Genomic DNA, 13,074 nt, shown 5'->3' on the forward strand with positions numbered 1-13,074 from the left:
ATGTTTGGCAAAATTGAAAGGACAAATTTCCCTCCTCAAAATCCCACAATGGTTTGGGATGGCGAATGTGGTTTTTGTAAATACTGGATTATCCATTGGAAATCCAAAACCGAAGATCGCGTAACATATATCACCTTTCAGGAAATTGCAGCGTATTTTGAGGATATTCCGCTGAAGAAATTCAAAAAAGCATCTCGACTCATTGAGCCAAGCGGAAAAATCTATAGCGGTCCGGATTCCGCATACCGAAGTTTTACCTATTTTAAAAACCCAAAGCATTTTCTTCACAATTTATATCATAAGCAGAATTGGTTCACTTGGCTGAGTGACCACACCTATAATTTTATTGCTAAGCATCGACCCATTATGTTTACAATGTCCAAAATTCTTTTTGGAAAAGACCCATTGCAAATGAAGCCTTATTGGTTCTTGATACTTTTATTTCTCGCGGCGCTACTCTATTTCTTTTACGCTTCAGCTTTTATAACAAAATTTTAAAACTATCTCCTTTTCTATTTTTTACCTTTAAAATAAAAACCAAATTATGTCATTCAAAGGAATTTTATCACAGCTATACTTCAATCCCGGCAATAGAGATACCGCATCAAAAAATAACGAAATATCTGAAGAATACGTTGAAGGCGAAGTAGCAAAAATACGTGACGAAGATGTTGAAATTGTAATGGACAACGAGGAAGCCATCAATAAAAAATTCAGCGGGGCAAACAGTCTTTCAAAATATGCCGAACTCGGAAAAATTCTAGTGGGAATGCTTAAAGACGTAAAAAATGGCGTCTACCCAAATGTGCCGTGGTTCACTATTGCAACGGTTGTTTTGGCTCTTTTATATATTTTAAATCCTATGGATATTATTCCAGATTTTATTCCGGGAATAGGTTATATAGACGATATTGCCGTTCTAACAATTGGCGTGGGCTGGATTGAAAGTGATCTGCACAGGTATTTGGATTGGAAAATTAAAGAAGGAAAGGGAATTTAATTATTCCTTCTTTGCTCCCGTGCCAACAGTGTATTTTTAAGCAGCATCGCAATTGTCATAGGTCCTACGCCGCCGGGAACGGGTGTAATGAAAGAGGCCTTTTTGCTTGCGTTTTCAAAATCTACATCGCCTTTTAAAACATAACCGCGCGGATTGGTATCATCGGCAACACGGGTAGTTCCAACGTCTATCACAACGGCATCATCTTTTATCATTTCTGCTTTTAAAAACCCTGGAATTCCAACGGCTATGATAATAATATCAGCCTGTGAGGTAATCTGAGTAATGTTTTTAGTGTATTCGTGGGTCAGGGTAACCGTACTGTTTCCGGGAAAACCGCTTCTTCCCATTAATATGCTCATTGGTCTTCCCACAATATAACTTCTTCCTATCACAACAGTGTGTTTGCCTTTTGTGGGAATATTGTACCGCTCCAAAAGCTCCAAAATTCCAAAGGGTGTGGCTGGAATAAAAGTGGACATATCCAATGACATACGTCCAAAATTTGTTGGGTGAAAACCATCAACGTCCTTATCTGGGTTTACAGCCATCAACACTTTTTGGGTTTGAATTTGTTCCGGCAGTGGAAGTTGGACTATAAAACCGTCAATAGTATCATCATTATTCAGTTCTTCAATTTTATCCAAAAGTTCCAATTCGCTTGTGGTGCTTCTCATTGTAACCAAAGTAGAATCAAAACCTACTTCTTTACATGAACGTACTTTATTATTCACATACGTTAGACTTGCGCCATCATTACCCACAATAATTGCTGCCAAATGCGGAACTTTTTCGCCATTGGCTTTCATTTTATCCACTTCAGCTTTAATTTCAGCCTTAATATCGTTGCTTATTTTCTTTCCGTCTAGGATTGTCATATTTTAATGGGTTGTGGGTTGTGGGTTGAAATATTATCTAACTTTAAAAAATTGCATCAAATTTTTGTATTTGAGATTGAGAATAATCGATAACTGAAAACTAATAACTGATAACTGATAACTGATAACTGATAACTGATAACTGATAACTGATAACTGATAACTGATAATTGATAATTGATAACTAAAATTACCTCATCCTGCTCATAGCTTGCATCATCTTCTTTCCGCCGCCGCCTTGCATCATTTTCATCATTTTGCTCATTTGGTCAAATTGTTTCAACAATTGATTTACTTGTTGTACGCTTGTTCCACTTCCGCTGGCGATTCGTTTTTTTCGGCTCCCGTTTATTATTGCGGGTTCTGTTCTTTCCTTTGGGGTCATGGAGTGGATTATGGCTTCAATACCCTTAAATGCATCATCATCAATGTCTACATTTTTCAAAGCCTTTCCAGCTCCGGGAATCATTCCCACCAAATCCTTCATACTCCCCATTTTTTTCACTTGCTGGATTTGATTCAGAAAATCATCAAACCCGAATTGATTCTTTGCAATTTTCTTTTGAAGTTTTCTGGCCTCTTCCTCATCAAACTGTTCCTGGGCCCTTTCCACAAGTGAAACCACGTCGCCCATCCCCAAAATTCTGTCTGCCATACGCGCGGGATGGAACACATCTATGGCATCCATTTTTTCGCCCGTACCTATAAATTTGATAGGCTTATCAACAACACTTTTGATGGAAATAGCCGCACCACCGCGGGTATCACCATCAAGTTTGGTTAACACAACTCCGTCAAAATTCAATCGATCGTTAAAGGCTTTAGCAGTATTCACCGCATCTTGCCCCGTCATTGCGTCCACCACAAAAAGTGTTTCGTGTGGCTTAATGGCTTGGTGCACCTCAGCAATTTCGTTCATCATTGCCTCATCTATAGCAAGACGTCCGGCGGTATCCACAATCACCACATTGTGGCCGTTTTGTTTGGCGTGCGCAATAGCATTTTGGGCAATAGCTACCGGGTTTTTATTTTCCGGCTCACTGTAGACCTCCACTCCTATTTGGTCACCCACAACGTGCAACTGATTAATAGCCGCAGGACGATAAATATCACAGGCCACCAATAGCGGCTTCTTTGTTTTTTTATTTTTTAGATAATTGGCAAGTTTTCCGGAAAAGGTAGTCTTACCGCTACCCTGCAAACCGGACATCAAAATTATGGATGGTGCCCCGCTCAAATTAATGCCGGCAGTCTCACCACCCATCAATTGCGTAAGCTCATCCTTAACCAATTTTACCATTAACTGGCCCGGCTGTAACGTGGTGAGCACGTTTTGACCCAGTGCTTTTTCCTTTACGGTATTGGTAAATTCCTTCGCGGTTTTAAAGTTAACATCCGCATCCAGTAGGGCGCGCCGCACTTCCTTTAAAGTTTCGGCTACGTTTACTTCAGTAATGCTGCCGTGCCCTTTAAGTACGTGCAGCGCTTTGTCCAGCTTATCGCTTAAATTGTCGAACATAATCTTGCTTTCATTAAATTTTCAACCTTTGGCAAACGCTTTTGGGTTGCTGGCAAAGATAACATTCTGAAAGGGAGTATCAAAAAAAATAAGGTTTCAGAATTCTATAGAATTTCAATAGAAAACAATGAAAATAGAATGAAGCGGGAAGGCTTCGAATAAATGATTTAACTTTGAAGTAGCCCGACAAATTTCGGAAAATGAAAAATATAGAATTGAAAAGAACCCACTCCACTGACAGAAACTTTCAATTGTTGGTGAAAAAACTTGATGCCGAACTCGCTGAACGCGATGGGCAAGACCACGCTTTTTACGATCAATTCAATAAAATTGACACTATAAAATATGTTGTTGTGGCTTTTAACGAAAATGAAAAACCAGTAGGCTGCGGAGCCATTAAAGAAATTGGAAACAACGCAATGGAGGTAAAACGAATGTTTGTTCCAACCGAAAATAGAGGAAGAGGAATTGCGGGAGAAATTTTGAAGGAATTGGAAATCTGGGCCAAAGAACTGAAGTTTGAAAAATGCCTGCTGGAAACCGGATTGAAACAGCCTGAGGCCATTTCGCTCTACAAAAAAAGTGGCTACAAACAGATTGATAATTACGGTCAATATGCGGGTGTGGAAAATAGCATTTGCTTTGAAAAAATTTTGAGATAGAGATTTATGAAAATAAAATCAAATGCTTCTTCTGGAGAATTGTCATCTCCTTTCTACCAAATAAACAAAGATTTTTGCAGTGATTTTGAAGATTATATTGCCTCAAAGAATGGAAGGGTGAGAGGGAATTTTAATGCGTGGTCCTATTTTATAGAAGCAAAAATAGAAGTTCCCAAACTTTGGAAATTAACTTATAAAAGAGCTACTTACTCATCAACTGGCAATCTTTTGCTTTCTTCGAAATCACAAAGCTTGTTAACTTCCGCATTATGGGAAACAAAACTTTCCCCTTCAGATTGTTCCGAATTTGTTATTCAAAGGGCAAAAAACACGAATATGATCAAACGCCTCTTTGGAAAACAAGAAAAATTCAAGGATACAGTAGATTATGTAATCAAAGGGGCAGAAGGAATTCTTACGGATAGATTATACTCAATTTTATTTCCACTGTTCAAGACTGGGGAATTGTACAACATTTACTTTAGAGATAACAAACTTGCTATTTCATTAAGAAGCAATGAACACCATTTTAATATTTTCAATAAACTATTGAAGTTAAATTAATTATATGAAGCAAAAAGATAAAGTCACCCTGACTGATGCCATCGCCATAGGAATTGGCGGAATGGTTGGTGGAGGAATTTTTGCCGTCTTGGGCTTGGCAGTCTCTTTGGGGAAAGGCGGAACCCCGGTGGCGTTTTTATTTGCTGGAGTCATTGCGCTGTTTACCGCTTATTCCTTTTCAAAATTATCATTGGTTTTCCCCGATCGCGGTGGCACGGTACGTTTTGTGAATGAAGGATTTGGAACAGGAGTTTTTAGCGGGGGAATAAATAATGTACTTTGGATAAGCTACATCATTATGCTTTCGCTCTATGCAAGCGCTTTCGGCTCGTATGCGCCTAATCTAATCTCAATTACCGGTGAAAAATCAATTGATACCCATATTTTCATTACGGCCGTAATTTTATTGGCAACCCTTATAAATTATTACAGCCTCAAAGTGGTGGGAAAAATAGAAAGTGTGGCAGTTTTTATTAAACTATTTATTCTTCTCGCGTTTATTGGCTTAGGAATTTATGGTCTTTTTGGAAATGAAAATGTGGCGCAACTCAATCCTTCAAACTGGGAAAACCCTATCCAATTGCTTACTGCAGGAATGGTAATTTTTGTTGCCTATGAAGGTTTTGAACTTATAGCCAATGCAGTTCCGGATATTGCAAATCCAAAAAAGAATGTTCCGCTCGCCTATTTTATCTCAGTTGGTTTCGTGGTATTTCTCTATATTATAATTGCATTGGTTACCGTGGGCTCCTTACCATTCGATGCCATTGCCAAAGCGAAAGATTACGTTCTGGCGGCCGCTTCAAAACCAATGATTGGACAGATAGGTTTTACGATTATGACCATTGCGGCACTTATTTCAACTTTTTCCGCAATAAATGCCACGATTTATGGCGGGAGCCGGGTTAGCTATGAACTTTCACAAGATGATGAGCTTCCGCACGCCTTTACGGATCAACTTTGGAATAAACCCATTGGGCTTTTAATAACCGTGATTTTGACATTAATTGCAGCTAATTTCTTGAATTTGGAAAGTATTTCAACTTCGGGTAGCGCAGGATTTCTTCTTATTTTTGCTGTTGTAAACTATGTGGGTTTTCGCAAGGCGAAAAAAATTAACGCCAATAAAATTATAACGCTTTCGGGTTCCATTTTGTGCGCAATAGCCTTTGTCACGCTTATTATTCAGCAATCAAATTCAAATCTGCTTGGCGTGGGTATTTCTTTGGGAATTATAGTATTTTGTTTTCTTGTTGAATGGATTTACAAGAAAAATAAAACTTCAGAAAAGAATAAAAAGAGAAAGTTGCGGTAATGGCCCAAAAAGATCCCTACTAAAAATCAATTTTTCCAAAACCGCAACAATCAAAACAAACCTACTGTTATCAACAGGTTTAGTTGCATTCCCAAGTTGTAATAAAAGGCCCCAAATATTGACATTGGGAATGCAATTCTTTTTCTCCTTTATTTTTTCGCTGTAAGTCCACGCGTTAACCAACCCCTTCTGTTTGCGGTGGCAATGGCGTAAGGTGTTATCCAAAATAGCCCAAAGGTGTATAAAATGCTATAGGAATATGCCCAAAATGATTCAGCAATATTATATCGCTTCGCATAAAATAATACCGGGAAACTTGACACCACCAAAATGCTGAAAAACGTGGAGGTCAAAAATAGGATGGGGTGCATTATTACGAAAGCAAGCATCAATATAATTAACGGATACGCCATTATCAGTTTCAACCATTGATTGAAAAACAACAGCCTTGTGCCGGCGGTTGACCCTTCTCTAAATTTCGTAAAGACGAATTTTGCCATATTGATATTCTCCCGCACATTGCTTCTCGCCCAACGGATGAACATTTTGTAAAGCCCTTTGTAACGCTCCGGAACATTGGTAAGCACGTAGGCGTTTCTTTGGAAAAGAACGTGGTAACCTTGTTTCAGGATCATATTTGTCATAGCCCTATCTTCACCAATATCTGATGGCTGCCCCATAAATGTTTGATTTATCCATTCGGGCAAGCAGGCAAAAACAGCCTTTTTTCTGTAGGCAGCCAAGGCTCCCGGCGTACATAGCACCGAACCCAGCGCACTTTCAACGGAACGGATAAACTCAAAACTCATGACGAAACTTACGTTCAACATTTTTGGGATAATGGATTTTTGATTATTCAAAACCCGGACATTCCCGGCAACAGCACCGCAATTTTCATTCGTTACAAAGGGGCTCACCAGATTGCGCAGCGTATCTGCCTCCACAACCGAATCACTATCAACGGTCACAAAAATATCACCCGTGCCGCATAATTTAAATCCGCGGTAGAGCGCATGCCTTTTTCCTTTGTTTTCGGGTTGTTTGTAAATGTAAACACGTGCTCCCAGTTTAGCTTTTGCCTCTTGCATCCAGTGCCAAGTATCATCTTGACTACCATCATCAATTGCGATCAGCTGTAATTTGTGCTCAGGGTAATTGCTATTTGCCAAGCTCATCAATGTATCCCAAACCTGCTTTCCTTCGTTGTAGGCCGGCACAATTACCGTGCACGTGGGCAAAAGTTCATCGCTGACGGATTTTATGGAGCGATAGCGAAAATACAAGTATAAATTATAGAGGAAAAACAATCCTTTGAAAAGAAACAGTGCAGCTGTTACCAAAAATATTGCAAAGCCCCAATTCGAATTAATCCTATCAGAATTGAATTGATAAAACTCCGGCTGAAGTTCATATACCAAAAATGCCCCGGCGAACATAAGTAAGAACGTACTTGCCAGAACAAAAATTCCTAGTGGTGTTCTTACGTTTTTTGGGGTGAAGTTTAGATTTTTTAGGGAATCCTGGTTATTTCCTTCTTTTGAAATGGCAACGGAACTTTGGGTTTCTTTTGAATGGGTGTTCATTATTGGGCGCTTTCTAAATTTCTAAAATTGTGTCGTGATATTTTGAATTCCCAAAAGGCAAGTGTTGTGCCATTGAAAAAAGTGCTGACAGCAAGGCCTTTAACCAATTCAGAAATATTTAAATTGTGTATTTTTTATACAGTTTGGTAAACAGATATACATAAAATGTTTACATTAATTGCTTCGGAAGTTGAAAAGCGGGGATAAAAAAACATCAATAATTCTCGATTATTGATGTTCTAAAAATTCATTGAAAATATATTCTAACTGCTCGCCTTGTCCAGCAATTCCATATCTTCTTTATCAAGTTTAAGTTTGGGCGCATCTATAATTGATTCCATTTGTTTTAATGATGTAGCACTTACAATAGGTGCGGTAATAGTTGGTTGCGCCATCAACCATGCCAATGATATTGTGGCTTGTGTTGTATTGTGCTTTTCTGAAATTTCATCCAATTGCTTTAAAATCCGCTTTCCCCTATCGTCCAAATATTTCTTTACTGAATCGCCACGTTCACTTTTATCAAGATCTTCCTTGCTTCGGTATTTTCCGGTCAAAAATCCGGACGCTAGTGAAAAATAACTCAGTACACCCATATTATTTTCCTCAACGATGCCTCGCAATTTTTTTTCATATCCTTCGCGCTCCAAGAGACTGTATTCCGGCTGAAGGGTTTGGTATTTGGGCAATCCTTCTTTTTCGGCAACCTTCAAGGATTCGCGGATTCGTTCTGGCGACATGTTTGAGGTCCCAATAACACGAACTTTTCCTTCTTTTATTAATTGATCATAAGCTGAAAGTGTTTCTTCCACCGGTGTTTTCTCATCATCAAAATGTGTTTGATATAGATCGATATAATCGGTTTTCAACCTTTTCAGCGATTCCTCCACGCTCTTTAGAATAAATTTTTTACTTACATCCACAGGATGCTCATTATTCTGTGAGCCTACTTTTGTGGAAAGTATGATGTTATCCCGGTTTTTTCGAGAAGCAAACCACTTCCCAATAATTGCTTCGCTCTCACCACCCTTGTTTCCGTGCGCCCACCAACTGTAAGTATCAGCGGTATCCACAAAGTTGAAACCTGCGTCTACAAAGGCATCAAGTAATTTAAAACTTTGCTCTTTATCTACCGTCCAGCCAAATACATTTCCGCCAAAAGTTAGCGGTGACACGTGCAGTCCGGAATCTCCCAATTCTCGTTTTTCCATCAGTTCAAAATTTAGATTTTTAAAAGTTTAAATTTACATAGGACAATTTCAAAATATGTGAAGTTTATGATAACTATGTTTGTGCGCCCAGCCTCAATTGTTAAATAAATAGTATTTTGCTTTCCTGTTTTATTTTGAAAACTTCCCTAACAAAAAGTTATGCTGAAAAGAAATTTCATTTTTTTAATTGCCGCCTTTATTGCGACTGCCGCCGTGGCGCACGAATATATTTTGCTTGCCTACCAATATCGACTCCAAAAAGGCGATATGCTCGAAGTACACCTATTTGTCGCAGATGGTTTCAACGTGCAATTGGAAAGGCCATTACAGGCTGAAATGACCAAAAAATTTGAAATGCTGAATGAAAACGGAGCTGTGAATCTTTTAAAAGAAAACAAAAATGGCGCCTTTCCAATATTAAAGCGAAAAGTAGATTTTAACGGGCTTGCACTTATCCATTCGGAAAGAAATTATGCTAAAATCACGTTGCCGAATGAAAAATTCAAATCGTACTTGAAAGAGGATAATATTGAAAATATTTCCATAGATGAAGTCAATAAAACGGAACAGCGCGAGCGTTACACCCGCTATTTAAAATTGCTTGTGCAAAGTGAACCAAAAGCAAATGATACATTATATAAAACTATTGTAGGTCAAAATCTGGAAATCGTTCTTTTGGAAAATCCATATAGCCTGGAAATCGGAGAAACGCTACACGCCCAAATTCTATTCAAGGGAAAACCATTAGCCAATAAAACAATCACCGCCAGAAACCGCACCGGAAATAAGTCGGCCACCTCCCAAACTTCCCGAACTGACGCAAACGGCACATGCAATTTTACTATAGACCGCGAGGGAGATTGGTTTGTACACGTAACCCATATGATACCTTCACCGGATAGTAAGGATGCCGACTGGGAAAGTTTTTGGGCAACCTATAGCTTCGGAATTTGAGGCATTTTCAATTGAAAATAAAAATTTTCTGCTGTAATCGCATTTCGTTTTCCTACTTTTGCGCCGCATTTGGTTTGTTTCTGAAGTTTTTCTTTCAGAAACATTAAAAGGGAAATAGGTGCGTGATTGAAGATTAAAACCTACAAGGTTTTGAAAACCTTGCAGGAAGTTTTGAAAACCTTGCAGGTTGTGCAGAAATCAAAAATCTGCAATCGAAAATTGTAAATCACAAGTCCTATGCTGTTCCCGCAACTGTAAGCTTTGTCCGCCAAAAGCGGATGCCCGTAATTATATTTCTTCAGAAAAATCCACTGTCCCGATAGCTATTGGGATGGGAAGGAAAATTACCGGGACGCAAGCCAGGAGACCTGCCAACTGCCCAACATTTTAAGCAATGGCTTTCGGGTAAAAGGCCTTGGGTTTATGAAGCATCTAGTTACCATTTTCCTACTTTTCGGTGGATTCACCGGTTTGTTGAACGCACAGACGGATCCCGTTACCGCGCTCGATGATGTGTATCTTACACCCTTCAAAATTCAGGATTCTGCATATACGGTTACTGCTACTGTTCTAAAGGATAGCGTACTAAAACGGAACCAGGCCTCGCTTACCAATTTGCTAACATTCAACACGCCTATTTATTTCAAGGAAAATGGTTTGGGAATGGTTTCTTCGCCATCCTTTCGCGGGACAACCGCATCGCAGACCGCGGTGCTGTGGAACGGAATCAACATAAACTCACAGACTACGGGGCAAACCGATTTCAATACGATAAATACACGCGGATACAACAAAATTGAAGTAAAACCGGGCGGCTCTGTTGTGGATGGAAGCGGCGCCATTGGCGGGAGCATCCATTTGGAAAATGAATTGAATTATAATAAAGGTTTCAGCAATCAACTTTTTATGAATTACGGCGAATTCAATACCTACGGGGTTGATTATCGCACAACATATTCATCAGAAAATTTGAGCGTAATGCTTGGCGTTGCCCGAAATGGTTCTGATAATGATTATCCTTTTCCAGAGCGTGAACGCAAAAATGTAAACGGTCAATATCAAAATACGAACGTGGCCTTTGCCGCCGGTTCAAAATTAAACTTAAAAAATAAATTGAATTTTTATGCGAATGTTTATGACGGAAGAAGGAATTTTTCCGTGCCTACGCCCAATGCCCTAAAAACGAAATATACAGATTTCAACACCCGTGCTTTGGTGGAGTGGGAAAGTATTTGGGGCAGCTTTGCTTCAAATTTGAAAGTCGCTTCTACAACTGAAGAATATAATTATTTTGCGAATATTGATAGTGATTTTTTCACTTTCGGCACCGTTGAAAGCGTGATTGCCAAGTATTCGCTGGACTATTCAATTTCAAAAAAAATGTTGCTTTCGGCTGGGGGAAATTTCACCAGAAATAGCGGCGAGGGTTCAGACATTAGTTCGGAAACGCGAAATCTTGCCGCTGCTCTGTTGGGGTTTAAGCATTTTATTTCGAAATCTTTTTTATATGAAATTACCCTTCGGCAGGAAACCAATGAAAATTACGGCAATCCCCTGCTCTATTCCGCCGGGATAAGCGCTGAGGTTACCGATTTCTACCAGTTAAAATTGAACACTTCAAAGAATTTCAGAATCCCAACTTTTAATGACCTCTATTGGACCGGGCTGGGCAATCCAGATTTGAAGCCGGAAACTTCGTATCAAGGAGAAGTCAGTAATAAATTTCATATTAATAATGCCTCGCTTTTAGTTACCGGATATTATAATACAGTGACCGATTTGCTTCGGTACATTCCAGGCAACGATGGAATATTTAGGCCAAAAAACACCAATGAGGTTGAAATTTATGGCATTGAGAGTGTGCTTTCAGCAAATAAAGATTTCGGAAAACACAAACTGAACGCCACTGCTACGTACGCATACACCGTTTCAGAAAATAAGGAAACCGGAAATCAACTTACCTACGTGCCGTTTCACAAATTTACTGCTTCAGTAGGATATGGAGTTGGGAATTTTTCGGCCTATTACCAACATCTCCAGAATGGGAAAGTGTATACCAGCACGGACAATTCCGAAGAAAATATTTTAAATAGTTATATGACCGCCAACTTAGGCGCCGAATATTCATTTGGAAAGCGGAAGCGCTATATGCTGGGCGTACAGGCCCTCAATTTGTGGAATGCGGCTTACCAAAGCGCACTTAACCGACCGATGCCGGGAAGAAACTTTAATTTTTATATCAATTTAATATTTTAAAAACAATGAAAAAAACAATGTTCAAACCGTACCTTCTTCTATTATTGATTTCCATTTTTACAGTGTCGTGCAACAGCGATGATGATGCGCTTCCACAGGAAGAATTGCCGCCGGCGGGCGCCTATGCCAATGGAATGTTTATCTTGAACGAAGGCGGTTTCGGGAATTCAAATGCATCGGTATCTTTTGTGGGTGAAAATGGGGAGCTTTCAAATTCAATTTTTACGGAGGTAAATAATAGAAATCTGGGCGATGTCGCCCAAAGTATGGGTTTTTTTGAAGATAACGCCTATATAGTTGTCAATAATAGTTCTACCGTGGAAGTTGTGGACCGCTATACCTTTGAGGAAATCGCCACGATTACAGAAATGGTATCCAGCCCGCGCTACATAGCATTTTCCGGAAACAAAGGTTTTATTACGAATTGGGGTGACCCAACCAATGCCAATGATGATTTTGTGGCCGTATTAAATCTCGAAACCAACCTGGTGGAAGCACAGATTCCCGTTGGGGAAGGTCCTGAGAAACTTTTGGTGGAGAACGGAAAAATATATGTGGCCCATAAGGGTGGTTACGGGTTTGGCAATGCCATTACCGTGATTGATGTGGCCTCCCAGAGCGTAAATGGAACCATAACGGTAGCGGACGTGCCGGACGGAATGGTTGCCGATAACGGAAAATTGTATGTGCTCTGCGCCGGAAAACCAGCTTATACCGAAGACGAGACATTGGGCGGGATTTATAAAATTGATTTGGCGAGCCAAACCGTGGAGAGCACAATTGACTTTCCCGAAACACAGCACCCAGGGTTTTTGGAAATGGAAAATGGAATGCTTTATTATACCTTGAATAACGAAATTTTTACGGTTAATAGCAACAGTTTTGTGCTCAATACAACTCCAATATTCACTACCGAAGAAGCCGGCGTTCAAGTTCTGTACGGATTTAATGTAAATGATGGAAAAATATACATTGCCGATGCCAAGGATTATTCCTCAAATGGGCAGGCATTTGTTTTCAGTTTACAGGGGATTCTCCAAAATACATTTAATGTGGGGGTGATACCGAGAGCTTTCTACTTTGAAAATGAATAATTTTCATTCATTGAAATGGGACGAAATGGACTGGCAGT

12 protein-coding genes and 1 riboswitch are annotated in these 13,074 nt (G+C 39.5%); of the genes, 8 read left to right on the top strand and 4 right to left on the bottom strand.

The genetic code is table 11. The features are described 5' to 3' along the window. Both KIV10_RS04085 and KIV10_RS04090 read left to right on the top strand, forming a co-directional pair. On the top strand, window positions 1-498 hold the full coding sequence (locus KIV10_RS04085; RefSeq protein WP_214112229.1) for a thiol-disulfide oxidoreductase DCC family protein: 498 nt from the start codon (window positions 1-3) through the stop codon (window positions 496-498). Window positions 499-544: 46 nt separating this feature from the next. Then, on the top strand, window positions 545-1,000 hold the full coding sequence (locus KIV10_RS04090; protein WP_214112230.1) for a YkvA family protein: 456 nt from the start codon (window positions 545-547) through the stop codon (window positions 998-1,000). Here the strand turns inward: KIV10_RS04090 and KIV10_RS04095 are convergent. Both KIV10_RS04095 and ffh read right to left on the bottom strand, forming a co-directional pair. Further along, window positions 997-1,878: a bifunctional 5,10-methylenetetrahydrofolate dehydrogenase/5,10-methenyltetrahydrofolate cyclohydrolase gene (locus KIV10_RS04095; protein WP_214112231.1), complete on the bottom strand. Its 882-nt coding sequence runs from the start codon at window positions 1,876-1,878 to the stop codon at window positions 997-999. The genes KIV10_RS04090 and KIV10_RS04095 overlap by 4 nt on opposite strands. 190 nt (window positions 1,879-2,068) lie before the next feature. After that, window positions 2,069-3,397, bottom strand: a complete 1,329-nt coding sequence (ffh, locus tag KIV10_RS04100) for a signal recognition particle protein (RefSeq protein ID WP_214112232.1) — start codon at window positions 3,395-3,397, stop codon at window positions 2,069-2,071. Window positions 3,398-3,597: 200 nt separating this feature from the next. Between ffh and KIV10_RS04105 the strand changes: the two genes are divergently transcribed. Genes KIV10_RS04105 through KIV10_RS04115 form a run of 3 tightly spaced genes read left to right on the top strand, consistent with a single transcriptional unit; the run spans window position 3,598 to window position 5,938 of the window. Then, complete coding sequence (locus KIV10_RS04105; protein WP_214112233.1) at window positions 3,598-4,059, top strand: GNAT family N-acetyltransferase; 462 nt, start codon at window positions 3,598-3,600, stop codon at window positions 4,057-4,059. A gap of 6 nt (window positions 4,060-4,065) precedes the next feature. After that, window positions 4,066-4,623 (top strand): hypothetical protein, encoded by a 558-nt coding sequence (locus tag KIV10_RS04110; protein WP_214112234.1) that lies wholly within the window; start codon window positions 4,066-4,068, stop codon window positions 4,621-4,623. A 4-nt stretch (window positions 4,624-4,627) separates the two neighbouring features. Continuing rightward, window positions 4,628-5,938 carry an APC family permease gene (locus tag KIV10_RS04115; RefSeq protein WP_214112235.1) on the top strand — a complete coding sequence of 437 codons (1,311 nt, stop codon included), beginning with the start codon at window positions 4,628-4,630 and terminating at the stop codon, window positions 5,936-5,938. Window positions 5,939-6,087: 149 nt separating this feature from the next. Here the strand turns inward: KIV10_RS04115 and KIV10_RS04120 are convergent, their stop codons facing one another. Together KIV10_RS04120 and KIV10_RS04125 are read right to left on the bottom strand one after the other, a co-directional pair. Beyond that, window positions 6,088-7,521, bottom strand: a complete 1,434-nt coding sequence (locus KIV10_RS04120) for a glycosyltransferase (RefSeq protein WP_214112236.1) — start codon at window positions 7,519-7,521, stop codon at window positions 6,088-6,090. 263 nt (window positions 7,522-7,784) lie between these two features. Continuing rightward, window positions 7,785-8,732 (bottom strand): aldo/keto reductase, encoded by a 948-nt coding sequence (locus tag KIV10_RS04125; protein ID WP_214112237.1) that lies wholly within the window; start codon window positions 8,730-8,732, stop codon window positions 7,785-7,787. A gap of 159 nt (window positions 8,733-8,891) precedes the next feature. On the opposite strand from KIV10_RS04125, the gene KIV10_RS04130 reads away from it, so the two are divergent. The 3 genes from KIV10_RS04130 (at window position 8,892) to KIV10_RS04140 (ending at window position 13,036) form a co-directional block, all read left to right on the top strand. Next, window positions 8,892-9,686, top strand: a complete 795-nt coding sequence (locus KIV10_RS04130) for a DUF4198 domain-containing protein (protein ID WP_214112238.1) — start codon at window positions 8,892-8,894, stop codon at window positions 9,684-9,686. Between the two features lie 53 nt (window positions 9,687-9,739). Continuing rightward, a riboswitch (cobalamin riboswitch) is annotated at window positions 9,740-10,076 on the top strand. Window positions 10,077-10,109: 33 nt separating this feature from the next. Further along, entirely contained in the window at window positions 10,110-11,942 is a 1,833-nt protein-coding gene (locus KIV10_RS04135; RefSeq protein ID WP_214112239.1) for a TonB-dependent receptor plug domain-containing protein, read from the top strand. Between the two features lie 5 nt (window positions 11,943-11,947). Next, window positions 11,948-13,036, top strand: coding sequence for a YncE family protein (locus KIV10_RS04140; RefSeq protein ID WP_246516181.1), 1,089 nt, complete (start codon window positions 11,948-11,950; stop codon window positions 13,034-13,036). The last annotated feature ends 38 nt before the right edge of the window (window positions 13,037-13,074 follow it).

This window comes from Aequorivita echinoideorum (assembly GCF_018476645.1).
In the GTDB taxonomy this organism is placed as follows: Bacteria; Bacteroidota; Bacteroidia; order Flavobacteriales; family Flavobacteriaceae; genus Aequorivita; species Aequorivita echinoideorum.

Bases quoted from the DNA above. Each gene is read 5' to 3' on its own strand.
- KIV10_RS04105 (WP_214112233.1), top strand. From the start codon at position 3,598: ATGAAAAATATAGAATTGAAAAGAACCCACTCCACTGACAGAAACTTT.
- KIV10_RS04085 (WP_214112229.1), top strand. From the start codon at position 1: ATGTTTGGCAAAATTGAAAGGACAAATTTCCCTCCTCAAAATCCCACA.
- KIV10_RS04095 (WP_214112231.1), bottom strand. From the start codon at position 1,878: ATGACAATCCTAGACGGAAAGAAAATAAGCAACGATATTAAGGCTGAA.
- KIV10_RS04130 (WP_214112238.1), top strand. From the start codon at position 8,892: ATGCTGAAAAGAAATTTCATTTTTTTAATTGCCGCCTTTATTGCGACT.
- KIV10_RS04120 (WP_214112236.1), bottom strand. From the start codon at position 7,521: ATGAACACCCATTCAAAAGAAACCCAAAGTTCCGTTGCCATTTCAAAA.
- KIV10_RS04090 (WP_214112230.1), top strand. From the start codon at position 545: ATGTCATTCAAAGGAATTTTATCACAGCTATACTTCAATCCCGGCAAT.
- KIV10_RS04110 (WP_214112234.1), top strand. From the start codon at position 4,066: ATGAAAATAAAATCAAATGCTTCTTCTGGAGAATTGTCATCTCCTTTC.
- KIV10_RS04135 (WP_214112239.1), top strand. From the start codon at position 10,110: ATGAAGCATCTAGTTACCATTTTCCTACTTTTCGGTGGATTCACCGGT.
- KIV10_RS04125 (WP_214112237.1), bottom strand. From the start codon at position 8,732: ATGGAAAAACGAGAATTGGGAGATTCCGGACTGCACGTGTCACCGCTA.
- KIV10_RS04140 (WP_246516181.1), top strand. From the start codon at position 11,948: ATGAAAAAAACAATGTTCAAACCGTACCTTCTTCTATTATTGATTTCC.
- ffh (WP_214112232.1), bottom strand. From the start codon at position 3,397: ATGTTCGACAATTTAAGCGATAAGCTGGACAAAGCGCTGCACGTACTT.
- KIV10_RS04115 (WP_214112235.1), top strand. From the start codon at position 4,628: ATGAAGCAAAAAGATAAAGTCACCCTGACTGATGCCATCGCCATAGGA.